This window comes from Flagellimonas allohymeniacidonis (assembly GCF_004296335.1).
Lineage (GTDB): Bacteria > Bacteroidota > Bacteroidia > Flavobacteriales > Flavobacteriaceae > Flagellimonas > Flagellimonas allohymeniacidonis.
Genome location: NZ_SGIU01000002.1, coordinates 307,743 through 333,500, shown reverse-complemented (window position 1 = coordinate 333,500; position 25,758 = coordinate 307,743). Strand labels below are relative to the sequence as shown.

The 25,758-nt window shown below is 41.7% G+C and carries 24 protein-coding genes; 9 read left to right on the top strand and 15 right to left on the bottom strand.

Going from position 1 to position 25,758, the window contains the following annotated elements; genetic code table 11:
- Nucleotides 1–60 precede the first annotated feature (60 nt).
- Nucleotides 61–2,646, bottom strand: coding sequence for a DNA mismatch repair protein MutS (mutS, locus tag EW142_RS09870; RefSeq protein WP_130615656.1), 2,586 nt, complete (start codon nucleotides 2,644–2,646; stop codon nucleotides 61–63).
- 150 nt (nucleotides 2,647–2,796) lie between these two features.
- Between mutS and EW142_RS09865 the strand changes: the two genes are divergently transcribed.
- Complete coding sequence (locus EW142_RS09865; protein ID WP_130613403.1) at nucleotides 2,797–3,333, top strand: RNA methyltransferase; 537 nt, start codon at nucleotides 2,797–2,799, stop codon at nucleotides 3,331–3,333.
- 117 nt (nucleotides 3,334–3,450) lie between these two features.
- On the opposite strand, the gene folK is transcribed toward EW142_RS09865, so the two are convergent.
- Nucleotides 3,451–4,596: a 2-amino-4-hydroxy-6-hydroxymethyldihydropteridine diphosphokinase gene (gene folK, locus EW142_RS09860; RefSeq protein WP_130613401.1), complete on the bottom strand. Its 1,146-nt coding sequence runs from the start codon at nucleotides 4,594–4,596 to the stop codon at nucleotides 3,451–3,453.
- 70 nt (nucleotides 4,597–4,666) lie between these two features.
- Between folK and sppA the strand changes: the two genes are divergently transcribed.
- From sppA to EW142_RS09845, 3 genes are read left to right on the top strand one after another with little or no spacing between them, the layout of a single operon-like run.
- Nucleotides 4,667–6,427, top strand: a complete 1,761-nt coding sequence (gene sppA / locus EW142_RS09855) for a signal peptide peptidase SppA (RefSeq protein ID WP_130613399.1) — start codon at nucleotides 4,667–4,669, stop codon at nucleotides 6,425–6,427.
- Nucleotides 6,428–6,431: 4 nt separating this feature from the next.
- A complete protein-coding gene (locus EW142_RS09850) occupies nucleotides 6,432–7,139 on the top strand; it encodes a queuosine precursor transporter (protein ID WP_130613397.1) in 708 nt (235 codons plus the stop codon).
- A 38-nt stretch (nucleotides 7,140–7,177) separates the two neighbouring features.
- Complete coding sequence (locus EW142_RS09845) at nucleotides 7,178–9,856, top strand: AsmA-like C-terminal region-containing protein (protein ID WP_130613395.1); 2,679 nt, start codon at nucleotides 7,178–7,180, stop codon at nucleotides 9,854–9,856.
- A gap of 28 nt (nucleotides 9,857–9,884) precedes the next feature.
- On the opposite strand, the gene EW142_RS09840 is transcribed toward EW142_RS09845, so the two are convergent.
- From EW142_RS09840 to EW142_RS09815, 6 genes are all read right to left on the bottom strand, one after another.
- Nucleotides 9,885–10,754 carry a TlpA family protein disulfide reductase gene (locus EW142_RS09840; protein WP_130613393.1) on the bottom strand — a complete coding sequence of 290 codons (870 nt, stop codon included), beginning with the start codon at nucleotides 10,752–10,754 and terminating at the stop codon, nucleotides 9,885–9,887.
- 338 nt (nucleotides 10,755–11,092) lie between these two features.
- Nucleotides 11,093–11,461, bottom strand: coding sequence for a nuclear transport factor 2 family protein (locus tag EW142_RS09835; RefSeq protein ID WP_130613391.1), 369 nt, complete (start codon nucleotides 11,459–11,461; stop codon nucleotides 11,093–11,095).
- A 10-nt stretch (nucleotides 11,462–11,471) separates the two neighbouring features.
- Nucleotides 11,472–12,215: an SDR family NAD(P)-dependent oxidoreductase gene (locus tag EW142_RS09830; RefSeq protein ID WP_130613389.1), complete on the bottom strand. Its 744-nt coding sequence runs from the start codon at nucleotides 12,213–12,215 to the stop codon at nucleotides 11,472–11,474.
- Nucleotides 12,216–12,217: 2 nt separating this feature from the next.
- The gene (locus EW142_RS09825) at nucleotides 12,218–12,415 is read right to left on the bottom strand and encodes a tautomerase family protein (RefSeq protein ID WP_130613387.1); all 198 of its coding nucleotides are present in this window, start codon (nucleotides 12,413–12,415) and stop codon (nucleotides 12,218–12,220) included.
- 154 nt (nucleotides 12,416–12,569) lie between these two features.
- Nucleotides 12,570–13,133: a Crp/Fnr family transcriptional regulator gene (locus EW142_RS09820; protein WP_130613385.1), complete on the bottom strand. Its 564-nt coding sequence runs from the start codon at nucleotides 13,131–13,133 to the stop codon at nucleotides 12,570–12,572.
- A 50-nt stretch (nucleotides 13,134–13,183) separates the two neighbouring features.
- A complete protein-coding gene (locus EW142_RS09815; protein ID WP_130613383.1) occupies nucleotides 13,184–13,978 on the bottom strand; it encodes a DUF2797 domain-containing protein in 795 nt (264 codons plus the stop codon).
- A gap of 95 nt (nucleotides 13,979–14,073) precedes the next feature.
- Here EW142_RS09815 and EW142_RS09810 point away from each other — a divergent pair, with 95 nt between their 5' ends.
- Complete coding sequence (locus EW142_RS09810) at nucleotides 14,074–15,585, top strand: GH3 auxin-responsive promoter family protein (RefSeq protein WP_130613381.1); 1,512 nt, start codon at nucleotides 14,074–14,076, stop codon at nucleotides 15,583–15,585.
- A gap of 72 nt (nucleotides 15,586–15,657) precedes the next feature.
- Complete coding sequence (locus tag EW142_RS09805) at nucleotides 15,658–16,203, top strand: hypothetical protein (RefSeq protein WP_130613379.1); 546 nt, start codon at nucleotides 15,658–15,660, stop codon at nucleotides 16,201–16,203.
- Here EW142_RS09805 and clpX read toward each other — a convergent pair.
- The 7 genes from clpX to EW142_RS09770 form a co-directional block, all read right to left on the bottom strand.
- On the bottom strand, nucleotides 16,200–17,435 hold the full coding sequence (clpX, locus tag EW142_RS09800; RefSeq protein ID WP_130613376.1) for an ATP-dependent Clp protease ATP-binding subunit ClpX: 1,236 nt from the start codon (nucleotides 17,433–17,435) through the stop codon (nucleotides 16,200–16,202). The genes EW142_RS09805 and clpX overlap by 4 nt on opposite strands.
- A gap of 94 nt (nucleotides 17,436–17,529) precedes the next feature.
- Entirely contained in the window at nucleotides 17,530–18,207 is a 678-nt protein-coding gene (gene clpP / locus EW142_RS09795; protein ID WP_130613373.1) for an ATP-dependent Clp endopeptidase proteolytic subunit ClpP, read from the bottom strand.
- 89 nt (nucleotides 18,208–18,296) lie between these two features.
- On the bottom strand, nucleotides 18,297–19,619 hold the full coding sequence (tig, locus tag EW142_RS09790) for a trigger factor (protein WP_130613370.1): 1,323 nt from the start codon (nucleotides 19,617–19,619) through the stop codon (nucleotides 18,297–18,299).
- A 95-nt stretch (nucleotides 19,620–19,714) separates the two neighbouring features.
- Nucleotides 19,715–20,065: a phage holin family protein gene (locus EW142_RS09785; RefSeq protein ID WP_130613367.1), complete on the bottom strand. Its 351-nt coding sequence runs from the start codon at nucleotides 20,063–20,065 to the stop codon at nucleotides 19,715–19,717.
- A gap of 71 nt (nucleotides 20,066–20,136) precedes the next feature.
- Nucleotides 20,137–21,717, bottom strand: a complete 1,581-nt coding sequence (locus EW142_RS09780; RefSeq protein ID WP_130613364.1) for an SGNH/GDSL hydrolase family protein — start codon at nucleotides 21,715–21,717, stop codon at nucleotides 20,137–20,139.
- 133 nt (nucleotides 21,718–21,850) lie between these two features.
- Nucleotides 21,851–22,621, bottom strand: coding sequence for an alpha/beta fold hydrolase (locus tag EW142_RS09775; RefSeq protein WP_130613361.1), 771 nt, complete (start codon nucleotides 22,619–22,621; stop codon nucleotides 21,851–21,853).
- On the bottom strand, nucleotides 22,621–23,337 hold the full coding sequence (locus EW142_RS09770; protein ID WP_130613358.1) for a pyridoxine 5'-phosphate synthase: 717 nt from the start codon (nucleotides 23,335–23,337) through the stop codon (nucleotides 22,621–22,623). Before EW142_RS09770 ends, EW142_RS09775 begins: the two co-directional genes overlap by 1 nt.
- A gap of 84 nt (nucleotides 23,338–23,421) precedes the next feature.
- On the opposite strand from EW142_RS09770, the gene EW142_RS09765 reads away from it, so the two are divergent.
- The 3 genes from EW142_RS09765 (at nucleotide 23,422) to porG (ending at nucleotide 25,757) form a co-directional block, all read left to right on the top strand.
- Nucleotides 23,422–24,078 (top strand): CBS domain-containing protein, encoded by a 657-nt coding sequence (locus tag EW142_RS09765; RefSeq protein ID WP_130613356.1) that lies wholly within the window; start codon nucleotides 23,422–23,424, stop codon nucleotides 24,076–24,078.
- Nucleotide 24,079: 1 nt separating this feature from the next.
- Entirely contained in the window at nucleotides 24,080–24,961 is an 882-nt protein-coding gene (locus tag EW142_RS09760; protein WP_130613353.1) for an NAD kinase, read from the top strand.
- Nucleotides 24,962–25,073: 112 nt separating this feature from the next.
- The gene (gene porG / locus EW142_RS09755) at nucleotides 25,074–25,757 is read left to right on the top strand and encodes a type IX secretion system protein PorG (RefSeq protein ID WP_130613350.1); all 684 of its coding nucleotides are present in this window, start codon (nucleotides 25,074–25,076) and stop codon (nucleotides 25,755–25,757) included.
- Nucleotide 25,758: the final 1 nt, after the last annotated feature.

Sequence of the window (25,758 nt, the reverse complement as noted above, 5' to 3'; positions counted from 1 at the left end):
AGCATCGTTTTCATTGATGCGGATGCAAATTTAATACATTTCTCTAAAATAGAAAGAAATTTAGGAGGAAGCTTTTTTCTTTTTACTCAACAAGCGTTTGATTTCATTGAGTTTCATCAGGGCCTCAACAGGGGTCAAGGTATCAATGTCCAAGTGCAAAATTTCATCCCTAATTTCCTCCAACAAGGGGTCATCCAAGTTGAAAAAACTGAGTTGCATTTCATTTTGGCCCACTTGCTGCAACTTATCGGAAATCTCTTCACTGGAATGGGATTTTTCCAGCTTTTTTAGAATTTTCGATGCTTTCTGAACCACTTGTTGTGGCATTCCTGCCATTTGGGCCACATGGATTCCGAAGCTGTGCTCGCTTCCGCCGGGCACGAGTTTTCTTAAGAAAAGCACCTTGTTTTTAAGCTCCTTTACCGAGACGTTGAAGTTCTTTATCCGCTCGAAGGTCTTGGTCATTTCATTCAACTCGTGGTAGTGGGTGGCAAAAAGCGTTTTCGCACGGGATGGATGCTCGTGCAAATACTCCGAAATGGCCCAAGCAATGGAAATGCCATCATAGGTGCTGGTGCCCCTACCAATTTCATCCAGTAGCACCAAACTGCGTTCGGAGAGGTTGTTCAAAATACTGGCTGTCTCGTTCATTTCGACCATAAAGGTGGATTCGCCCAGTGAAATATTGTCGCTGGCCCCTACCCGGGTAAAGATTTTATCCACCAGTCCGATGCGAGCGGAGGAGGCGGGGACAAAACTTCCCATTTGTGCCAGGAGTACCACAAGCGCGGTTTGTCTCAAAATGGCCGATTTTCCACTCATATTGGGTCCGGTCACCATGATAATTTGTTGGTCATCCCGGTTGAGGGTGAGATCATTGGCAATGTAGCTTTCCCCAAGTGGTAGTTGCTTTTCAATAACAGGATGACGACCCTCCTTGATTTCCAAAACGGTGGAATCGTCCATTTCGGGGCACACATATTGATTTTGATGCGCCAATTCGGCAAAACTGCCCAGACAGTCGAGTTGTGCAATGAGATATGCATTCTTTTGAACCGGAGCGATATACTCCTGCATCCACATGAGCAACTGTTCAAAGAGTTGTTGTTCCAGGTGGAGAATGCGTTCTTCGGCCCCTAGAATTTTGGCCTCATATTCTTTGAGTTCTTCCGTAATGTACCGTTCGGCATTCACCAAGGTCTGTTTGCGAATCCAAGATTCAGGTACCTTGTCTTTATGGGTGTTCCGCACTTCGATGTAATACCCAAATACGTTGTTGGAGGCAATTTTCAATGATGTAATGCCGGTATTTTCGGTCTCTCGAGCCGACATTTTGTCGAGATAATCCTTGCTTGAAAAGGCTAAGGCACGAAGCTCGTCCAATTCTTCGGAATACCCTTCAGCAATGACATCACCTTTGGCGATTTGAATGGGGGCTTCCTCTTTGAGCACTTCCTTGATTTTGGACCGTAAAGCTTCGCAAGCATCCAGTTGGGTTCCCATTTGGGCCATGGCCTCATTTTCACTCTCTTGCGCCAATTGTTTTATGGGGACCACTGCTTCCAAGCTATTTTTTAGTTGGATGACTTCCCTAGGATTGATTTTGCCCGTGGCCAACTTTGAGATTAAGCGCTCCAAGTCGCCCATCGGCTTAATCCAATGTTGCAATTTTTCTAGCTGGTCTTGCGACGCTTTTAAATGGGCCACCACCCGATGTCTTTTTTTAATGCCCTCCAGGTTTTTCAAAGGAAGGGCCAACCAACGTTTAAGTAGGCGACCTCCCATGGGTGAAATGGTTTTGTCAATTACATCGACGAGGGTAATGGCATTGGCATTATGGGATTGATACAGCTCGAGGTTTTTGATGGTGAACCGGTCCATCCAAATATGGTCCTCTTCGGCAATTCGCTGAATTTTGGTGATATGTTGCAGACGCGTATGCTGGGTTTCCGATAGGTAGTGAAAAATGGCACCTGCAGCTATGATTCCGTTTTTGAGATGGTCAATACCGAAACCCTTGAGGTTTTTGGTCTTAAAATGCTGGGTAAGGCTTTCATGGGCATAGTCTTCTTGAAAAATCCAATCTTCTAAAAAGAAGGTGTGATAGGCTGGACCCAACTTTTCGGAAATCTCGGTTTTATGGCTTTTGGAGATCAATAGTTCAGATGGAGAAAAATTCTGCAAAAGCTTATCCATTTGATCCATTGACCCTTCGGCGGTCAAAAACTCCCCTGTGGAAATATCCAAAAAGGCGATGCCAAAATTTCGGGGGCCAAAATGCAGGGCCCCCAAAAAGTTGTTGCTTTTTGAGGTAAGAATATCATCATTTAAAGCGACCCCAGGCGTAACGAGCTCAGTGACCCCGCGTTTCACGATGCTCTTGGTCATTTTTGGGTCTTCCAGCTGATCACAAATGGCCACACGTTCGCCGGCACGTACCAGTTTGGGCAGGTAAGTGTTTAAGGAATGATGGGGAAATCCGGCAAGTTCGGTCTTGTCCCCGCCATTGTTTCTGTGGGTAAGGATAATGCCCAAGATTTTTGAAGCCTTGATGGCATCCTCTCCAAAAGTCTCGTAAAAATCCCCGACCCGAAAGAGTAATAACGCATCAGGATGCTTCACCTTGATGGCGTTGTATTGCTGCATCAAGGGGGTTACCTTCTTTGATTTTTCTTTATCTGCCAATGGATTTAATTCGTTTATTTTTGTGGGCGAACTGGTTGGACTAATGTAGTTTTTTCCGGCAATCCCAAAAATAATTGTTGATATTTTGAACCCTAAAGTTGAAAACTAGGCATGCGGAAATTGGAAAATGAAGAATTGGAACGATTGAATGTCGAAGAATTCAAACAAGCGACAAAAACTCCGCTTATTCTTGTTTTGGACAACATCCGAAGTCTGAACAATATTGGATCCGTTTTTCGAACGGCAGATGCCTTCTTGATTGAAAAAATCTACCTCTGTGGCATAACGGCCACCCCACCGCACAAGGACATTCGGAAAACCGCTTTGGGAGCTACCGAAAGTGTGGATTGGGCGTATTGCAAGGACACTTTGGAATTGGTGAAAGCGCTCAAAAAGGAGGGTGTTAAGGTTATAGCTGTGGAGCAAGCCGAGAATACGGTGATGCTTCATGATTTCTATCCTGAAAAAGGCAAGAAAATGGCCTTGATTTTCGGCAACGAAGTAAAAGGTGTCGCCCAAGATGTGGTATCGGCCTGTGATGGAGTATTGGAAATTCCCCAATTTGGCACCAAGCATTCCTTGAACATTTCGGTAAGTACGGGGGTAGTGGTCTGGGACCTTTGGTCAAAATTTCAGCTCCAGAAATAAAAAAAGCCCTGCATTTGCAGGGCTTAACATATAGTTTGAGTTAGTTAGTTTCTCTGTTAGAGGCAGCTAATATTAAAAAACCATTCGTTATATCCAAACATTTTTCCCAAAATTATCTTAAATCAAGAAGCGGAGCATGTGCTCATCGAGCTGTTTTAAAACCGTTTCATAGTCCGAAATGTTGGATACAAAATCTAAATCGCTAACATCCAGTACAATGCTGTTTTGTTGGGTGTGGCTTTTGATGAAATCAAGATACCCCCTGTTGATTTTTTCCAAATACGCGGCCTCAATATTTTGCTCATAATCCCTTCCCCGTTTTTTTATATTTTCTAAAAGACGTTCGGTGTTTTGATAGAGGTACAAGTAGATATCGGGTTTTTTAACCTCGTTGTACATGAAGTTGAATACCTTTCGGTATAGGTTGAACTCATCTTGCTGCAAGGTGATTTTGGCAAAAATCAGGGATTTAAAGATGTCGTAATCACTTACCATAAAGTTTTTGAACAAATCAAACTGGGTGGTATCGTCCATAAACTGCTGATAGCGGTCGGCCAAAAAGGACATTTCCAATGGGAAGGCAAAACGGGATTGATCCTCATAGAATTTAGGCAGAAAGGGGTTGTCGGCAAAACGTTCCAGTACAAGTTTCGCATTGAAGTCCTTGGCAATCATTTGCGACAAGGTGGTCTTGCCCGCCCCAATATTTCCTTCAATCGAAAGAAACTGTAATTGGTTGAAGAGCTCCGACCGATTCCGAAACAGCCGTAGTTTTGTTTTTCTTACTTTTTGACGGTCTTTGGTCTGTTGCAACAAGTTGCGAACATCCTTGTTCAAGAGGGGATGATAATATTGCGGAGCGATATCGGCCAGAGGTTTCAACACAAAACTTCGTGTTGGGAGACTTGGATGCGGAATTTTGAGGTTCTCCATATCGATGACCTCGTGATCATAAAAGAGAATATCGATATCCAGAGTACGTGACTGATAACCTTCGGCTAGGGTCCTAAGCCTTCCATGGTCTTGCTCCAGTTCCAAGATGGTCGCCAGCACTTCGGAAGGGGGTTTCTCCGTCTCCACTAAAATGCAGGCATTTAAGAAATCCTCACCGTCAAAGCCGACAGCGGGATTTTCATAAACCGCGGAGACATCTTCCACCGAACCCAGGCGATGACCTATTTCAAATATGGCTTTTTGAAGCGTTACATACCGCTCTCCCAAATTACTTCCCAACGAAAGATATACCTTGTGCGTTTTGCCCATAATCAAGAAAACAAAGTAAGCAAAACAATACAACAATGGTTATCTTTGATGTTGAATTAAATGATTTTTAATGAAGTTTTTGAGGAATTTGTTGGCTGCCATTCTGGGAACATTGATTGCTGTCGGAATTTTGTTCGTGATGTTCTTTTTCTTCTTTGCCTTGGTGGGCAGTGGAGATGACGGAGTGGTGGTAAAAAAGAATTCGGTTTTGGAGTTGAGCTTTACCGATTCGGTCAAAGATTATGTAGGTCGGGATGAGACAGACCCCTTCGCTGGACTTTGGGAAGACGAAGTAGGCTTGGATGATATTCTACATACCATAAAAGTTGCGGCTTCCGATAAGGATATTCGGGGTATTAGCCTCACCACCAGTTTTTTGCAGGCCGGGCTGGCCCAAACCCAAGAAATTCGAAAGGCTTTGGTCGATTTCAAATTATCGGGCAAATTCGTTTACGCCCATTCCGACTTTTTTACACAGAAGGACTATTATTTAGCCAGCGTGGCGGACAAAATCTATCTTAATCCCGTAGGTGCGATGGATTTTAAGGGCTTGGCGACGGAAGTACTTTATTTTAAAGATCTACAAGAAAAATCAGGGATAAAAATGGAAGTGATTCGGCATGGGAAATATAAAAGTGCCGTGGAACCCTATTTATTCGATTCGATGAGTGAGGAGAACAGGGCGCAGATTACAGCTTTGCTCATTTCGCTTTGGAAAACGATGATAGATGATATATCCTATTCCCGAAATATACATCAAGACAATCTGAATGTTATCGCTGATACCCTTGGCGCCCGAACGCCAACATATGCGGTTGCTTCTGGACTCATAGATGAAACCCTGCATTTTGATGAGTATGAGGGCCTTTTGAAAAATGAGCTTGGCATGGCGGAAGATGAAGAGGTCAACTATGTTGATTTTAATGATTATATGCGTAACGCCCGCAAGAAAAAACTACAAACAGGAAAGGACAAAGTGGCCGTTATCTATGCCCAAGGTGAGATTTATTATGGGGAAGGAGGAAAGGACTTTATTGGTCAGGGCATTGTTATTAAATCGCTGCAAAAGGCTATGAAGAACGACAATGTAAAAGCGATTGTATTGCGCGTTGATTCTCCTGGAGGTAGTGCATTGGTTTCCGATATTATTTGGCGACAGGTACAACTTGTGAAAAAAGAAAAACCCGTAGTGGTTTCATTTGGGAATGTCGCAGCTTCCGGCGGATATTACATCGGGGTAGGTGGAGATAAAATTTTTGCGGAGCCCACGACAATTACAGGTTCCATAGGTGTCTTTGGAACAATTCCCAATATCAACGAATTGGCGGGAGACATAGGAATCAATGCCGAGCAGGTGGGAACCAACAAAAACTCGGTGGATTACTCACTTTTTGAACCCATGAGCAATTCCTTTAGACAGGTGGTACAAGAAGGAATAGAGGAAACTTACAATACTTTTTTACAGCGGGTTGCGGAAGGCAGGAACATGAGTGTGGCCGAAGTTGATTCGGTGGCCCAAGGTCGTGTATGGAGTGGACAAGAAGCCATAGCATTGGGACTGGTAGATGAATTGGGAAGTTTGGAAGATGCCGTTGGAGCTGCAGCCGAAATGGCGGAACTTGATATTTATGGCATTCGAAAATATCCGAAGTACAAATCCGATTTTGAACGATTTATGGAAGATTTTAGCGGAGCAAAATCTAAAATTACCTCAGAATTGATTGAGGAGGAAATAGGTACCGAGGTGTATCAGGTGCTCAAAGAATTTAAACAGTTTAACAAACAAAAAGGAGTTCAGGCAAAAATGCCCTTCAGCTTAAATATCAAATAGGGGAATGACGCAAAAAGATAAACGGCTTGCGTTTTCCATATATCTTTATTTGGGCGCATTGTTCATCACCTCCTTGGTGGTTTCCAACCTTATTTTTCAAAAGTTTTTTTATTGGAAACCCTTTGGGGATGTCACCGTTTTTGGGGCACCTTTGTTTGAGCTATCCGTGGGGATATTGCCCTATCCCATCACTTTTTTGATCACTGACCTTATTTCTGAAATCTATGGAAAGAAAAAGGCGAACCAGGTTGTGACTGCAGGTATTTTCGCCTCCTTTTTCTCCATGCTGATCATTTTTGTGGCCAATGAGGTCCCTGCCATTGCAGATTCTGGTATTGATGATGAAACTTTTATCAAAGTTTTTGGATTGTCTCCTCTAGGGGTACTGGCGTCGATGTTGGCTTACCTCTTCGCGCAGTACATCGATATTTCCATATACCATTTTTGGAAACGCCTTACTGAGGGCAGAATGCTTTGGCTCCGCAACAATTTTTCAACCTTTTCTTCCCAATTTGTGGACACCCTTACTGTAGTGGGATTGCTATGTGTTTTTGGGGTTCTTCCTTGGGATAAATTCTACGGTTTGGTTTTGAGTGGGTTCGTTTTTAAGATAATGATTGCCCTCTTGGACACCCCTTTGCTCTATTTTTTCGTATATCTTCTAAGAAAAAGATTTAACTTAAAAATAGGGGAAGAGATATCGCTCAATTAGCAGCTACCCTTTTACTTTGTATTCTCAAATCTTATAAAATGAAAAAGAAGGTTCTCAAAATCACCGGAATAACCCTACTGCTTCTGTTAGTATTGTTGATTGCCCTTCCCTTTTTTTTTAAGGGTGAGATTGCACAGATCATTACCAAAAAAGTCAATAACAGTATCAATGCGACCTTGACCATTGATGAAGCACAACTGAGCCTGCTTAAAAGCTTTCCCAACGCCAATGTTGCCCTTAAGGGCATTTCGCTGGTCAATCAAGCGCCATTTGAAGGGGATACCCTTTTTGCTTCCGATGCAATTGAATTAAAAATGGGTATCGGTGAGTTGTTTAAAAGTGCGGAAGAACCCATTGCCATAAAAAGTTTAAAGATTGCCGGTGCCCATTTGGCCATTAAGGTTGATTCTTTGGAAAATGCGAACTACGATATTGGAAAAGAGTCCAGTGAAGCATCAACGTCCAATACAACGGATGATAGTTTTACTCTGGCATTGGATTCCTATGAAATACTTGAATCCAAAGTGGTTTACGATGATTTTGCCAGTGGAATGCACCTCGAAATTACCGAGATGAACCACTCAGGTACCGGAGACCTTTCCCTTGAAACCTCTGAATTAAAGACTTTGACCGATGCCTCGGTATCCTTTGAGTTGGACAGTATTCAATATTTGAAAAACAATAAATTGTTTCTGGATGCCCTCATCGGTATTGACTTAAAGAACAATCGATATTCATTTTTGGAAAACAAAGCTTTGGTAAACCAATTGCCTTTGGTTTTTGAGGGATTTGTACAAGTCAATGAAGAGAATCAAGAAGTTGATATCAGCTTTAGAACGCCTTCGTCAGATTTCAAGAATTTTTTGGCCGTTATTCCAGAGACCTATTCCAAAAACATTGAAGATGTTCAGACCACCGGAAACTTTTCTGTTGATGGAAAATTAAAGGGGATAGCGGATGAGGAACATATTCCAACGTTTCAAATCAAGTTAAACTCCGATGATGCCTCATTCAAGTATCCAGAATTACCCCAGACCGTACGGAATATTTTCATTGATGCTCTAATTGCCAACACAACAGGGGTTACCGAAGACACTTATGTGGACATTAAAAGGTTATCTTTTATGATCGGACAAGACCGTTTTAGTGTCAATTCCCGTATCACTGATTTATTGGGAAATACCAAGGTCAATGCCCATGCAGATGGAAGAATGAATTTGGGCAATCTCTCACAAGTTTACCCCATGCCCGAAGATTACAATTTGAAAGGAATTTTAGAAGCGGACGTGACCACGGCCTTTGATATGGCCTCAGTGGAGAATAAGCACTATGAGCGAACCAGGACTTCAGGCACCTTGGCGGTATCAAATTTTGAGTATACCAGTGCGGAATTGAAAAACCCTTTAGCCATAAGTTCTGCGTCCTTAACCTTTAATCCGCAAACGGTTGTCTTGAATTCCTTTCATGGAAAGACCGGCAGTACGGATTTTAAAGCATCTGGCACCTTGACGAACTTTCTGGGCTTTCTGTTCAATGAAGAGGATATGCAAGGGAACTTCAATTTGAGTTCCGACACCTTTGCTGTAAACGATTTTATGGTGGATGAAACCTCGGAAGCCGAACCGGATACGAACACATCTGATGCCGACGAGCAGCTAAAGATCCCTTCTTTTTTGGATTGCACGATACGGGCTAAGGCAAATACGGTTCTATATGACAATTTGAATTTGAAAAACGTTGAAGGGACAATGGTCATTAAGGATGAAACGGTTACGCTGGATGGATTTCAATCCAATCTTTTTGGCGGTACGTTGGGCCTTCAAGGTTCCGTTTCCACCAAGGAGTCCATTCCCACTTTTGCCATGAATTTGGGCATGGACAATTTTAATATCGGGGAATCTTTTCAGGCCTTGGATTTATTCAAGGTGGTTGCGCCCATTGCTAACGCCTTGCAGGGAAAACTCAATTCAGACATCGAAATTTCTGGGAACTTAAAGGAGGATTTCACACCAAATTTGGCAACAATTTCAGGAAATATTTTGGCGGAACTTTTGGCAACTCAGGTCAACACTCAAAAGGCACCCCTTCTGTCGGCCTTTAACGGGCAATTGGATTTTTTGGATGCCAAAGATTTGAATCTTGATGATTTGAAGACCGTTCTCAATTTTGATAACGGTCTAGTTTCTGTAAAACCTTTCACGGTAAATTATAAGGATATTGCCGTGAACGTTTCAGGAGGGCACAGTTTTGAAAAACAACTCGATTACAAAGCCACTCTTGACGTTCCTGCCAAGTATTTGGGAAGTGAGGTGAACAACCTCATCGCCCAGATGGATGATTCCGATTTGGAGGATATCACCATTCCTGTTGTGGCCAATATTGGAGGTAGCTATACCAACCCATCGGTAAATACAGATTTGTCGTCTGGCGTAAGTAAACTTACCCATCAATTGGTGGAGATTCAAAAACAAAAATTGCTCAACAAGGGAAAGGATTCCGCTAAGGATTTAATTTCAGACGTGTTCAAATCCGAAGGAAAGGATTCCACCAATACTGAAAAATCCGCTGCCAAGGAAGTTCTGGGGTCTTTATTGGGGGGTAAAGACGAAGAAACTTCTGATTCCACGGAAACTGACAAAGATCCAGTCAAGAAAACAGCCAAGTCACTTTTAGGGGGCTTGTTGAAGAAAAAGAAGAAAGATAGCGTAAACGATTAAAATCAATTAAACGTCCCAGGTTGGAATTTTATTGACTTTGTATTAATTCTTCAAGCTCGGTTTCCATATCATATGAAAGGATTTTCACTATTTTGTTTTCTTCATCCAGAAGAACTTGGAAAGGAACCTTTTTGGTTTTAAATCGATCATAAAGTCGATTGTCAAGATCAATGTACTGCTTCCAAGGAGTGTTATCGTTTTGGACAGCAGTCAAGAATTTTTCCTTTTCAATCTCATCATGTACTCGAACTCCTAGTCCAATAACGAGTATACCACTTTCATTGAATTTTTGATATTCCTTGGCAAAGTTTCGATTGAATGCCCTACATGGCGCGCACCATGTGGTCCAAAAATCCAGAACGGTGTGCCCCTTATGGTTGGATAGCACTTTTATGAGGGAAACCGTATCTTTTTCTAAAACTCTGTAAACGATGAAGTCTTCTGATATGAGATTTACATTTTCAATACTGGTCTGCTTTTTTCTTATCGATGATAAATGAGCTAAGTATTTTTTTTTGGCCTTTTTTCCAATTTCCGTAGAGAAATCTTCAATGGTCATCTTATCATAAAGATTTCTAGGGATAAAACCTGAGTTATCCAGTTCTCCCAAAGTTTTAAGAATAGTATCCGTTTCTACCTTTCCATACGATTCAATCAGCAGCGCTATAATATTATCAGTGAAATAGCTAATTCTTCTTGTCAGTGAATCATTTTGAACAATTTCTTTGCTTGTTTCTGGTGTCCTTACCAGACTATTGCTTACCCGATTTATTGAATCCAACTCTCCTTGTATTTTCAAAGACAAATCGAAGTTGTTGCTGATTTCCTTTTTTTTGGTGTAATCAGCGCAATTTGAACTTAAAAGTCCGATGAAAAAGAGACAGAGAAGCTTTTTCAAAATCTAGTGGCCATGGTATCTTAACCCTTAGACGAGTTATCACAGAAATTGTTTCAAATTCGTATGTAGTTATCCAAAAACAGGTGTGTTAAACTCCTTTGTTTTGTTATTGGCGAAGTCTTCGTTGCACATTGCCGCCCTGTTAAACCCAGACCCCAAAAGCCAGTAAAGTAGAACGCTAAGGATTTGATTATATAGACAAAGCCACCATAGAACCTATTATCAAACAGGTGGGGAAATCGACCTAGTGTTTAATGAGGAAAATTAATTGCCAACCCCCAGTTAAAAAGTATAGAAATGGCTTGGTATTTTTCAACCAAGCCATTTCTCATTCCCAATTAAGTGACATGGGTAAACACCTTGTTCACAATTTTCCAAGTGTCGTCTATTTTCCACAAAGACAAATAATCGTAGTAGTTATACCCCAACATGGGAACATGCAATTTCGCCATGGCTATTTTGCCCATTACATCTACTCCAATAATGTTCATGGCAAATTCTTCGTTGAGTTCTCGAGGACTTTTTCGGTTTTTTACCCCATCCAAGTAACTGCTTACACTTTTTTTATATTCATTGCCTTCAATGTCCCCATAAATGGTCACATCTTCCTGGAAACATGAACCCAATAAGGTCACATCTCCCTTAAAAATTCCATTGAAGTAATTTGCGATCAATTGCTCTATTGCGGCTATTTCATTTTGATACATATCAACCTATTTAAATAGCATGGCCAACGGTATGACCGCCCGCTACGTTTATAGTTTCTCCCGTTACAAAATCTGCTGTGGCCAAGTAATAGGCGGCTTCTGCAACTTCATGGGTTTCCCCAATTCGGTTTAACAAATGCAACCCGGCCAGACTGTCTGCATCTTCCACCCCAATTTTACCTTGTAGTGGACTTCTGATGATGCCTGGAGCAATGGTGTTGACCTTAATGTTATGTTTACCGAACTCTGCGGCCAACTGTCTGGTCAATGCATGAATAGCCCCCTTGCTGGTAATGGGTGCCGACGAAGGAAATCCGTCGATGGCATGGTCTACCAACACTGTTCCGATGTTAATAATAGAACCGTTGTTCTGCTTTACCATTTCTGAGACAGCAGCTTGTGAGGTATAATAGGTTCCTTTGAGATTGACGTTGAAATAATAATCCAGGTCGCTTTCGTCAACATCTAAAAAGGGTTTAGGGGCAAATACGCCAGCGTTGTTGATGAGTACGTCCAAACTGCCGAACTTTTCAAGCGCTAAGGCCACAAGTTTTTGCCCTGTTTTAGGGTTACTGACATCTCCGGCTAAACAAGCCGCATTGGATGGAGCTCCCAATGATTCATACGTTTTCTTTAGATTTTCCTCGTTAGAAGAGTTCATAACTACATTACTGCCCTTTTCAAGGAAGTAGCTAGTGATTCCCTTCCCAATTCCGGTTGAAGCCCCAGTAATAATTACGGTTTGATTTTTCATTTTCATTGTTTTTTTGTTTCTGAATATTGTTTTGAATCGAATCCCCAATTATCGATGGGTACCTCTTGAATGACCACATGGGTAGTTTTGGGATTCTTGTCGAGAACGTCGACTAAAAGCTGGGTTACCCCCTCAATTAACTGACGTTTTTGGTTTTTGGTCACGTTTTCATCCGTAACCTGAATGTTAATGTATGGCATAACAGTATGATTTAAATATGACACAAAATTATGGGCATGCTTAGCCCTGATGTTAGGAGAAAAATCACAAATAATTTGTGAGGTGTGTCACCTTGTATGAAGACGAAATGCGCTAAGTGAAGAGAAGGAGAATAGAGAAATAATATTCTCTTATCTAATCGTTCAATCTGCTAAGCGTTTCTCTGGATACCCCGAGATATGCCGCTATCAATTTTTTTGGAACACGCTGAAATAGCTGAGGATATTGGGCAAGCAACACATTGTAGCGTTCTTTTGCCGAGTTTTTGAGTAGGGATAAAATTCTATTTTGAAGAGCGATTCGGCCAAACTTACTTTTTTTGGCCCAAAAACGTTCCATTTTGTGCATTTGGGAGGTTAATTTTTCCCGGTTTTCGTGGGTAATATATAGCAGTTCACTGTCCTCAAGGCAGTCGATATAGATTTTTGAAGGGGTTTGGGTCACAAAGGATTCATAATCCGTAATCCACCAGTTTTCCATCCCAAACTGAAGAATGTGTTCTTTTCCCTCCTCATCAAAGAAGTAGCTTTTGACACATCCCTTGACCACCCAATATTCTTTATCCGCAATCTTTCCTTCTTCTACCAAAAACTGATGTCTGCGCTTTTGCAGGGGTGAGAAATGGCCTAAAATGAAGTCGAATTCGTCGTCGGTAACTGCAATAATTTCCTCGATATGTTCCCTTAAAGGATGCTTCATTTTTTTAGGGAAAGCGTTGTAATATCTGAGGTAAACCTTTTCATGCGCATTTACCGGATATCAATTCCCACATAATACCCCTCGCTGCCCCGAACGTTGAAAACCGTGCTATCTTCAAAGATGAGGTATTGACCTTTTATGCCCTTAAGCATTCCCGAATACGAGGGTGTTTTGGAAAGGTTAAGACTCTTTACTTTTTCTGGATATTGAAGTACTGGGAATTCCAATTCCGTTTCACCATTGTTTTCCAGAAAAAACTCTTTTGCTTCCTCGGGAATGTTGTCTTTCAAACGTTCACGCCATTCCACTAAATCTACATCTTCCAAACGGTTGGTGAGCATTTTTTGCCAGCTTGTTTTGTCACTGACGAAATCTTTTAGGGCAACTTCGGTAATTCCTGCCAAATAGCGATTGGGCACTTCGGCAATTGCAATGGCTTCATGGGCCCCTTGATCAATCCAACGCGTTGGGACCTGGGATTTTCGGGTTACCCCAACTTTCACGTTGCTCGAATTGGCCAAATACACAATATGGGGTTGTAGTTGTACTTTCTTTTCATATTCCAAATCACGGTCCTCTTGATCTAAGTGCGCCTTGCTGAGCTCAGGTTTCATGATCCATTCCCCTGCGGCAGGGGTTTCATAAAAACAACTTTTACAAAAGCCTTGTCTGTAAATGGGTCGGTTTTCTCCACAATTTAGGCACTGATATTTAATGAACTCGATTTTTAGCTGCTTGTTCAGCGCTTGGTTCATGTTCAAAAAATCATTTTCGAATACCAAAAAATATTGGATGGGACTGCCAAGTTCAGTTTGCATTTTGCGCAACACGCCTTCATACAGCATAGTGGAATTATTGAGTTTTATTGGATTTGATAATGAAAAGGAGATGACCTATTTTAGCCAAAGGTCCTACCTTATGTAGGATAAAGATACCTAAAATGCCAATACCATTATTCAACTCCATAGCCTCTTGGTTACTGAGAAAGCGTTACCATCAGATTGAGCTTTTTTTAAAGTATCCGTTGGATGTGCAAAGCGAAGTTCTTTCCTATTTGATTGACTTTTCTAAGGATACGGTAATGGGAAAACAACACGGTTTTGGTGATAGATTGAAATATGAGGCATTTCGTGAAAGGGTCCCCCTGGTGGAATATGAAGATATCGCCACTTTAATTGAGCGAACCCGAAAGGGTGAGCAAAACCTCTTCTGGCCAACCAACATCAAGTGGTTCGCAAAAAGTAGCGGGACCACAAATGCAAAAAGCAAGTTTATTCCGGTAAGTTCGGAGGCTTTGGAAGATTGCCACTACAAGTCCAGTAAAGACTTGCTCTGTTTGTACTTGAACAATAATGAAAATTCACAGCTTTTTACGGGCAAGAGCCTTCGCTTGGGTGGGAGTAAGGAGCTTTATGAAGACAGTGGGAGCTTTTTCGGTGACCTTTCGGCAATTTTGATAGACAATATGCCCCTATGGGCAGAGTTTAGTAGTACGCCAAGCAATAAGGTGTCTTTGATGAGCGAATGGGATTCAAAATTAGAGGCCATTATTCAGGAGAGTTTGACCGAAAATGTGACCAGCTTGGCCGGAGTGCCATCTTGGATGCTCGTCTTGCTCAATGATGTTCTTGAACGAACCGGTTCGGAACATTTGTTTCAAGTTTGGGAAAACCTGGAAGTTTATTTTCATGGGGGAGTAAGTTTTGCCCCGTACCGAGATCAATTCAAAAAACTTTTACCAAGGCGAAATTTTAACTACTACGAAACCTATAATGCCAGTGAGGGTTTCTTTGCCATTCAAGACCGAAACAACTCGGAAGATTTATTGCTGATGCTGGATTATGGTATTTTCTATGAGTTCATTCCCATGGACGTTTATGGAAGAGAGGAGCTGGCCATACCATTATGGGAAGTTGAGATTGGGGTGAACTACGCCTTGGTCATCAGCACAAATGCGGGTCTGTGGCGATACAAAATTGGGGATACGGTACGGTTTACCTCAAAAAACCCTTACCGGATTCGGATAACAGGGCGGACCAAACATCATATCAACGCTTTTGGTGAGGAATTGATCATTGAAAACGCCGAACAGGCACTTAAGCAAATCTGTATCAAAACAGATACGGAAATCATGGACTATACGGCAGCGCCCATTTTTATGAACGGTTCGGAAAAAGGAGGGCATGAATGGATCATTGAATTTAGAAAGCCACCCAAGGATGTCGCCTACTTCACTGAATTCTTGGATAATGCCTTAAAATCCTTGAATTCCGACTATGAGGCCAAACGCTACAATAATATGACCTTGGGAATGCCCACAGTGCATTTAGGCCGCAAAAACTTGTTCCGTGACTGGCTTGCATCTAAAGATAAATTGGGAGGGCAACATAAGATACCAAGATTGTCCAATGAAAGAACGTACATCGAAGAATTGCTTCAGATGAACAATTAATTGCGCATTTTCGAGTTTTTCTGTTGAAATTTCACATCCTAATCGTTGAACAGACTATAACCAAACCGTAAAATGGCTGAAAAACTCGTTGTACTTTCTGATATGTGGGGCGTAAAAAAAGGTCTTTGGATCACCTCCTACTTTGGATACCTCCAGCAATACTTCAATATTGTCTTTTATGACTGCCAACAGCTTGGAAACGTAGACGTTAGAGTTTCTACTGAGGATAATATCCATAAGGCTTTTGTGGAGGGTGGTATGGATACAGCGGTGGCCCATTTGTTAAAGAAGGAAGCTGAAGCCTGTCATTATTTGGCTTTTAGTACTGGAGGGACCATAGCATATAAGGCCGCTTTAAAAGGCCTGCCCATGAAATCATTAACCGCAGTTTCGCCTACTAGAGTTCGATTTGAGGAGCGAAAGCCCAATGTGGCAATGCGCCTAATTTTTGGAGAATGTGATGAATTTAAACCCAAAATGGATTGGGCCAGTAAGGTAGGCGCCAAAATGGAGATCGTTCCAGGTTTTGGTCACGAGTTATATTCTGACGAAAAGATTATTTCAGAAGTTTGTTTGGGATTGCTACAAAAAGTGACCAACAAGGCGGTTGAACTTTAAGAAACTGCCTTTAACTTTTTAATGGTCTCATGAGATAACTTCTCTTCCGCGTAGGCCTTGGTTACCTTAAATTCTTTTTCCTCGCTGCTTGGTAAAGTAAACATGGCATCGGTAAAAACAGCTTCACATAGAGATCGAAGTCCTCGGGCCCCCAATTTGTATTCCACCGCTTTTTCAACAATGTAGTTCAGAGCCTGCTCGGTAATGCTGAATGTAATATTGTCCATGGCAAACAACTTTTCGTATTGTTTGATGATGGCATTCCTAGGTTCGGTGAGGATGGCCCGCAAGGTTTTTGCATCCAAAGGGTTCATATGGGTCAGTACGGGAAGTCTACCAATAATCTCTGGAATCAATCCAAATTCCTTTAAATCCCTGGGAATAATGTATTGCAGAAGATTCTCACTGTCCAGACTTTCCTCTGCCTTTGAAGCACTGTAACCCACCGCTTGCATATTCAGCCTTTTGGTGATGATCCGTTCAATACCATCAAAAGCACCACCCGCCACAAAAAGAATGTTTTCTGTATTGACTTCGATAAATTTTTGATCGGGGTGTTTACGCCCACCTTTTGGTGGAACGTTGACAACGGTACCTTCCAGAAGTTTTAATAGACCTTGCTGAACACCTTCCCCAGAAACATCCCTCGTAATGGAGGGATTATCACTTTTGCGTGCGATTTTATCGATTTCGTCAATAAAAACGATGCCCCGCTCTGCTTTTTCCAAATTGTAGTCCGCTGCTTGAAGCAAACGGGTCAAAATACTCTCCACATCTTCTCCAACATAACCGGCTTCCGTAAGCACCGTGGCATCCACAATGGCCAAAGGAACATTGAGCATACGCGCAATAGTTTTGGCAATCAAGGTTTTTCCCGTTCCTGTTTGGCCTACCATTACGATATTACTCTTCTGTATTTCAACCTCATCGTCCTTTCCTTTGGGCTGCAATAACCTTTTGTAATGATTGTACACAGCTACGGACATGACCTTTTTGGTACGTTCTTGACCAATGACGAAAGTGTCCAAAAAATCGCGGATCTCCATGGGCTTTTTCAAAATGAGCTCAGAAGATAAATCTTGATTTTTTGATTGTTTCGATTCTTCGGCTACAATGCTATGGGCCTGTTCAATACATCGATCACAGATATGGGCATCTAAACCGGCAATCAAGAGGTTGGTTTCCGGTTTCTTTCTACCACAAAAAGAGCATTCTAAATTTTCCTTGGCCATACTAACCTTTGAGGTTCAACGTACAATAACGTAAAAAAAGGAGAGTTTTGTACGCGTGATAACTGTTTTTTTTTGACTTATTGGTTCGGAATTATTAGGGTTCCCTTACCAAAACTTCGTCGATCATCCCATAATCTTTTGCCTCTGGAGCCTTCATCCAGAAATCACGGTCACTGTCTTCATATACCTTGTCAAACTTCTGTCCTGAATGGTTTGCAATGATTTGGTAAAGCTCATCTTTGATTTTCAGGACCTCTTTTGCTGCAATCTCAATATCACTGGCCTGTCCCTGAGCTCCAGACAAAGGTTGGTGTATCATGACCCTTGAATGGGTAAGGCCACTTCTTTTTCCCTTTTCACCTGCACATAGTAAGATTGCGGCCATGGAAGCGGCAATTCCCGTACAAATGGTGGCCACATCAGGTTTGATGAACTGCATGGTGTCATAAATCCCTAGACCGGCGTAAACGCTTCCACCTGGGGAGTTGATGTAGATTTGAATATCCTTTGAGGCATCGGCACTTTCAAGGAACAACAACTGGGCCTGTACAATATTTGCCACTTGATCATTGATTCCGGTTCCCATAAATATGATTCGGTCCATCATAAGACGGGAGAAAACATCCATGGCAATGGCATTGAGTTGTCTTTCCTCAATAATATTTGGGGTCATATTTACGGGATACATACTACTAACAATTTTGTCGTAGTACATGCTGTTTATACCGTAGTGTTGGGTAGCATATTTTTCGAATTCTTTTCCGTAATCCATAGGATTTTGTTCAATTTAGCTTAAAAAAAAGGTGCCGAAAACTATGTTTTTCGGCACCGTAAAGATACTTATTTTCTTTTAGACCAAGCTTAGCTATATGCTTCCTTAATGAAGTTGTCATAGGACACCTCCTTAACCTTAAGATTGGCCTTTTCCTTATAAAGGTCCAATAATTTTTGGCTCATCAATTGTTCTGATAATCTTTTCACCTCGTCTTGATTGCCCAAAACCCGCATGGAGATGTTTTCCAATTCTTCCTCAGAAGGATTCAAATGACCGTACTGGGCCATTTGGGATTTGATGAATCCTTTGGAAAACTCTTTTAATTCTTCCAACTGTACCTGGAGGTCGTTCTCCTTGATTATTTTACCCTCAATCAATTGATAGCGAAGACCTTTTTCTGATTTTTCATACTCCTCGGAAGCTTCGTCATCACTTAATGGGTTTTCTCCACTAAGTTGAATCCATTTTTTTAAAAACTCAGCAGGAAGTTCAAACTTTGTATTGTCTATTAACCTTTCGGTTATGTCGTTCAATAATTTTTGATCAGACTGCTGCTCGAATTGCTTTTCAGAATCCTCCTTGATTTTGTCCCGAAGCTCGTTTTCAGAGGTCACATTGTCCTTTCCAAAAAGTTTGTCGAACAATTCTTGATCTAGAGTAGCAGCTTGTCTTTCATTGATTTCCTCGATGGTAAATGTTACATCGATGTTCAATTTTTCGGCCTTTTCCCTATCGATTCCCAAGGCACCGGAAAGCAAATAATCCTCTTTGAAAAGACCTTTGGTATTTAGGGTAACTTCTTCCCCAACTTTTTTCCCTAAAAGGGCATTTACGGCTTTTTTGCTTTTTATTTTATCGATTTCAAGAGTGCTCTTGTTTTCGATTTCCTCAGCCTCATTTTTGAAGATGCCGATGACCTCAGCAACTTTACCTACCTCTGCTTTGGTAACTAGTTTTCCGTATTGTTTTTGAATACGTTCAACCTGTTCATCGATCATCTTCTTATCGGCAACAATCTTGTACTGAACAATGGCCTTTTTGGTTTTCAATTGAACATCAAAGTTGGGAGCGAGGCCCAACTCAAATTCAAAATCAAGGGTTTCATTGTCCCAGTCAAAATCTTCCTTTTGCTTGGGAAGCGGATTTCCTAGAACATCCAACTTTTCTTCAGTAAGATATTTGTTGAGATTGTCTTGAATCAGTTTGTTCACCTCATCTACCAATACAGCTTTGCCGTATTGCTTTTTAATCAAGCCCAATGGTACTTGCCCCTTTCTGAAGCCAGGCACATTCGCCTGCTTTCTATAATCTTTAAGGATTTTATCCACCTTTTCTTGATAGTCATCCTTGGTGATGGCAACCTTAACCACTGCATTAAGATCATCAATCTGCTCTTTTGTAATATTCATCCTTCTACCTTAAAATTACTGTTGAAAAACGGGTGGCAAAAGTAAGATATTTTCTTGTGGTCAGCAACTTTTAAAGTGCTGTACTTTAAAGTTTATCATTTCTTTTTATCTTCTTTAAGAAGGGACTGCAAAATGGATTGCAAAATCGAGAGCAGGATACTAAAAAGAATGGCCCACCAGATACTGGACACATAAAATCCTGAAATAAAATGGGCTGCCAAAAGGATGATAATGGCATTGATGATCAAAAGAAAAAGTCCCAAGGTTAAAATGGTGATGGGCAAGGTCAAAAGCACAAGGATAGGTTTTACCAAAAAGTTAAGAAACCCTAGCACCAAAGCCACAATGATAGCGGTCAAAAAGGAATCTACCCCAACCCCCGGCAAGGCATATGACAAAATAATTACTGCCAGGGCATTGATCAATAAGCGAATAATGAAATTCATAGTTGTTTGATTAGGTGAATAAAAAAAAGCACCGACAAGCGGTGCCTTTAAGGTATAAAATTTTGTTGATGTTAGTCGATATAGAGTCCTGTATAATCCAAAGGGTTTACACCTGGAAGCTCAGCGCCATACTTTGCTTCAATGGCATCGATAAAGGCGTTGGCCAAAATCGCATATCCCCGAGGCGCAGGGTGGACACCATCCAATGAAAATCCGCCGCCGGTAGCAAAGGTTGCTGTAACCGTACTACCATCCAATAAAGGTATTCCATTGGCATTCAATTCGGATAGTAAAGCATTGGCGTCCACTAAAGCCAAATCATATACTGTTGCCAAAGTTTCAATGGTTTGATTGTAAGCCATCAATGCAGTTTCCACTGCGTCTTGCTCTTGCGGGGTCAACACCCATTGGTCTTCCAAGGGATAGGTGATACCGTTGACCGCTAGTTGAGCAGCACTTGCAGGAGGTAGACCGAGTCCTTCCAAAGTGGTCACTGCATCTTCATTTAAGGAAGCAATTTCTGAAGAACTTGTTAGGGTCAAAAGATCATTCTCATTGGCTTGGCGAGCTTGACCATATAAAAACCCTGTTACGCCGGCAGTAGCAGCGTCCACTCCGTTCATTATTAATGCCCCTGTAATTTGAGCAGATAAGTTTGGCAAATCTTCATCATGGATTATTACCGCACTTGCCGCTGTTTCAGAAAATACAAATTGCCTTTCAGGTACTCCCAAAGCTTGGAAAACCAAGTTAAGGCCAGCAAACTGGGCATTCAAAACCGGAATTTGAGGTCCAAAATCTGGATTGGTAGGATCCAATGGAGCAAAGGGGACAGTATTAAAGAAAGGAATGTCCGTTACATTGGGAAGGTTGGCAATAACACCGTCTGCTCCGCTGGCAGTTAATGCTTGCAACATACCGTCGAGTGCCCCAGCAAATACGTTGGGGTCTGTAATATCGTTTCGGTCGTAGGACGTTGGATCTAAATTTCCAGTTCTGTCCACGCCAGAGCCTCCGTTGGTGGCATAGAGCAGAATATCGTTGGCTCCTGCCCAAAGTGAGAAAAAGGTTGGGCCTTGTGCAGCAGCATCTCCGATTACGGTTGCTGTTTCAGAAGAAGAAAAACGAGCAAAGTAAGGATTAGCCGTGCCAAGGGCTACACCAGCCACGCTGCCATATCCTGGAGCCAGCAATTCATAACTCTTCGCTCCAGGGATACCCATATTGTTGAAAGGCCCTGCCAGCTTGGTTGAAATTTCTGTGGTTCCAACGCCATCTGCAGGCACGGGAGAAGGACCATCTGGTAAGAAGGCCAAAATTAAACGGTTGCCTAAAATAGGATTCCCTTGAAGGGTAGCTCCTCCAAGATTATCGGCCATAAAAGGAATATTGAAAGCACCGCCACCAACTAGCGCAAAATTGGAAGCCAACATGTTGGGTAAAGAAGCCTCTTGTCCATCCCTAAATAGGGCATTATCGGAGAAACCGGCGGTAAGGGAATTACCAACGGCTACATAGTTCGAAAAATTTGCTGTGCCCGCGGAGAAAACCGGCGGGTCTGGGTCTGGTGTAGTTGTGATCGGGGCGTCATCATCCTCACATGCAATAAACAATAACCCTAATAAGGGGAGTAGGGCATAAAGCTTTTTCATATTTAAAATTAATTTGAGTTAGTTTAAGTTAAACTTAGCGTTAACCAGTATTAACCAAATCTAGGCGAAATTTGTTATACAGACAATTAATTGGTCAAAAAAATTATGCATGCATAATAAAAGGTGTTATTTTTTAGGAATTTAAAAAATCGACTGATTTTTCGAAGAATTGCTTTGGGTTCTCTGCGTGCAACCAATGACCGGCATTTTCAATGGTCTCAATGGCAGCTTGAGGGAAATGTTTTTTAATGTCACCAAAGTCATTGGGCACTATGTATTCCGAACGGTCACCACGCAGAAATAGAGTGGGTCCCTTGAAGGTTGCATGGGGATCAATGTTATCCCCAACTTCCTCCATTTTGTTTCGCAACACATCCAAATTAAAACGAAGCCCCAGTTTTTCTGTTTCTACCCAATGAAGGTTTTTTAACAAAAACTGTCGAATTCCAAAGTCTGATAAATGTTTGGCAAGTTGTTCATCGGCTTCTTTTCTGCTGGAGATGGATTCAAAATCCAATTGGGTCAACGCATTGATGATGGGTTGATGGTGGGCAGGATAATATTTTGGAGAGATATCCGCCACAACTAACTTGTCCAGACGTTCATAATTTGATGTCGCAAACTGCATGGCCGTTTTTCCACCCATGGAATGACCAATAAGGTTGCCCTCGCCGATTTGATAATGATCCATGTAAAACAATAGGTCCTCACCCATAAGTTCGTAGTCAAAGTCTGGGGAGTGAAAACTCCTCCCATGATTACGTTGGTCGATAAGGTGCACCTGAAACCCAGCATCTGCATACTGCTTCCCCAAGGATTTCCAGTTATCGGACATACCCAGAAATCCATGTAAAATAAGCAAGGGTTCTCCTTCGCCAAGTATTTTTGAATGTAGTAATTCCATTATTTTAAACGATGTAAATACATATTGACAACATTTTCAAGACCCAAATAGATGGATTCGCAGATCAAAGCGTGCCCTATGGACACTTCTAAAAGATTGGGAATATTCTCCTTGAAAAATTTCACGTTGTCCAGATTTAAGTCGTGGCCCGCATTGATTCCTAACCCCACTTTTTGCGCTACGAGTGCGGCTTCAAAATAGGGCTGTATTGCATTGCTTTGGTTACCCTGAGCAAACTCCTTGGCGAAGTTTTCTGTGTACAATTCTATTCGGTCCGTCCCTACCATTGCGGCTCCTTCAACCATTTCCTGAGATGGATCTACAAAAATCGAGGTACGTATACCTTCTGATTTAAATGTTTCGATAACATCTACTAAAAAATCCTTGTGTTTTAGGGTGTCCCAACCTGCATTGGAAGTAATGGCATCCTCCGCATCGGGGACCAAAGTTACCTGTGTTGGTTTAACTTGTAAGACCAAATCGACAAATTTGGGAATAGGATTACCCTCAATATTAAACTCGGTTTGTACCACTTGCTTCAAATCCAGGGCATCTTGGTAGCGAATATGTCGTTCATCGGGCCTTGGATGAATGGTAATGCCTTGGGCACCAAAGGACTCGATGTCTTTTGCAGATTGAATAAGATCGGGAACGTTTCCCCCTCTTGAATTTCGTAAAGTTGCCAGCTTGTTGATATTTACGCTTAGCTTTGTCATGGATTTATTTTAGACCAGCAAAATTAAGAATTAGGCACGCCTTTTGCGATTTAAAATTAGTATTTTGCGTTTAAGAGTTTAGTTATGCAGATTCAAGATCAAATAATCTCTTCGGTACCTGTTTTTGAGGTTTCTGAAACCCTGGAAAAAGTGATTCTCTTTTTTGAGGAAACCACTTTTTCCCATGTAGGTGTTACGGAAAATGGTGAATATTTGGGGGTACTTTCAGAAAACGACCTTCCTTGTTTTGAGCCAGACAAAAAAATTGAGGATTTCAGATATGACATGGAGACCTTCTCAGTAACCAAAGAGACGGCTTGGATGGATGTTTTGGAGATGTTTGCCAGAAACGAAGCCAATATTCTACCGGTTTTGGATGAAAACAAACTTATTATTGGCTATTATGACCTGGGTGACGTGGTAGCACGTTTTATTGACACTCCTTTTTTTAAGGAGCCTGGTGGAATTTTGGTGGTTTCTGTAGGCATAAAAGATTATTCCTTTAGCGAAATTGCCCAGATTGTGGAAGGTAACAACGCCCGATTGCTTGGTGCCTTTATTTCTGATTCCCAAAATGATGTGGTTCAAATTACCCTAAAAGTAGGCACCTTAAACCTTAATGAGGTGGCTCAGACCTTTAGACGATATAATTACAACGTTGTTTTTGGAAACGGGGACGACCAGTTTTTGGAGGATCTAAAGCAACGTTCGGAATACCTCGAAAAATACCTCAACGTTTAGTATGAAAGTGGCAATTTACGGTCAAACCTTGCTCGAGCAGGACACGGCTTGCGTAAACGAGTTGTTGGATGAACTTGTCAAAATAGGAGCGACGGTCTGTATTGAGGAACAATTTTTTCAACTTCTCTACGAATTCGGAATATCTGACGATTACCAAAAATTTACGCAATCTTCCGGCTTGGACAAATCGTATGACATGCTTGTCAGTTTTGGCGGTGATGGCACTATGTTGAGAGCTGTGACCTATATAGAGGATTTAGGGATTCCCATTGTGGGGGTCAATACCGGAAGACTCGGATTTTTGTCAACGTTTAAAAAAGAAGATGTCCGGAAGGTGGTGACTGAATTTTTGAAGGAATCCTATAAGATTCAGGAAAGAAGCTTGGTCGAAGTTGTCTCCACTTCGGGTTTGGATGAATTTAACGGCCTAAACTTTGCCTTAAATGAAATCACTGTGAGTCGAAAGGATACTACCTCCATGATTACCGTGGAGACCTATTTGAATGAGGAGTATCTCACCTCATACTGGGCCGATGGACTGATCGTTGCCACGCCGACCGGCTCAACAGGCTATTCGCTGAGCTGTGGTGGACCGGTAATCGCACCAACTGCAAAGTCACTAGTGCTTACCCCAATTGCACCACATAATCTTAACGCACGCCCTTTAGTAATTTCAGATGACACTGAAATTCGGCTAAAGGTTTCCGGTAGGGAAGAAAATCACCTTATTTCCTTGGATTCTAGAATTGCCAGTATCCCCAATGGAACGGAAATCCGTATAAGAAAATCAGACTTCACCATTAAAATGATAGAGTATAAATCGGAAAGCTTTTTGAAAACACTTCGCAATAAACTTCTCTGGGGCGAGGATAAGCGTAATTGAACCAAGAAAAAACAATAAAAGCGTTTAAAAACTGTTTAACAAGGGAGAACATTTAAAACCGTATTTTTATTGACTTTCCTTTACTCCTAATTACAATAACTTTTTTGATCGTATGCGAATAGTTTTGGCTATTTTTTTGTGCATTGTCTTCAAAATGAATGCGCAAACCTATGAAATTGGGGTTTTTGCCGGAGGAGCCAATATGATAGGGGATGTTGGTAGAACAAATTACATTCTACCTTCAGGACCTGCTTTTGGGGGTATATTCAAATGGAACAAGAGCAAAAGGTATGCTTGGCGTGCCAGTGTTATCTACGGCAGCTTTACCGCCGACGATTCCAAATCTTCAAAAGCATCTCGGGTGCAAAGAGGGTATGTTATCGATAATTCGGTCTTAGAAGCCTCTGCCGGCCTTGAATTCAACTTTGTTGAGTACAATCTTCATAAGTTAGGACCAGCCTTCACACCCTATCTTTATACGGGTTTGACCTATTTTCGATACGACTTCAATTATTTTGATGCACAACAAGTGCAGGATATTAACCAAAAAGAAGGTAGTTTTGCAATTCCAATGACGGTTGGGGCCAAGTACCGCTTGAACAATTTTCTCATTCTAGGTGCTGAGATTGGAGCAAGATATACCTTCACGGATAATTTGGATGGAAGTAATCCCGAAGGTTCCAATTTTGAGCAATTTAGATTTGGAAACATTTTGAGCGACGACTGGTACGTCTTTACAGGTCTTACGTTAACGTATACCTTTGGACGCAAACCTTGCCAGGACTGCTTTGAATGAA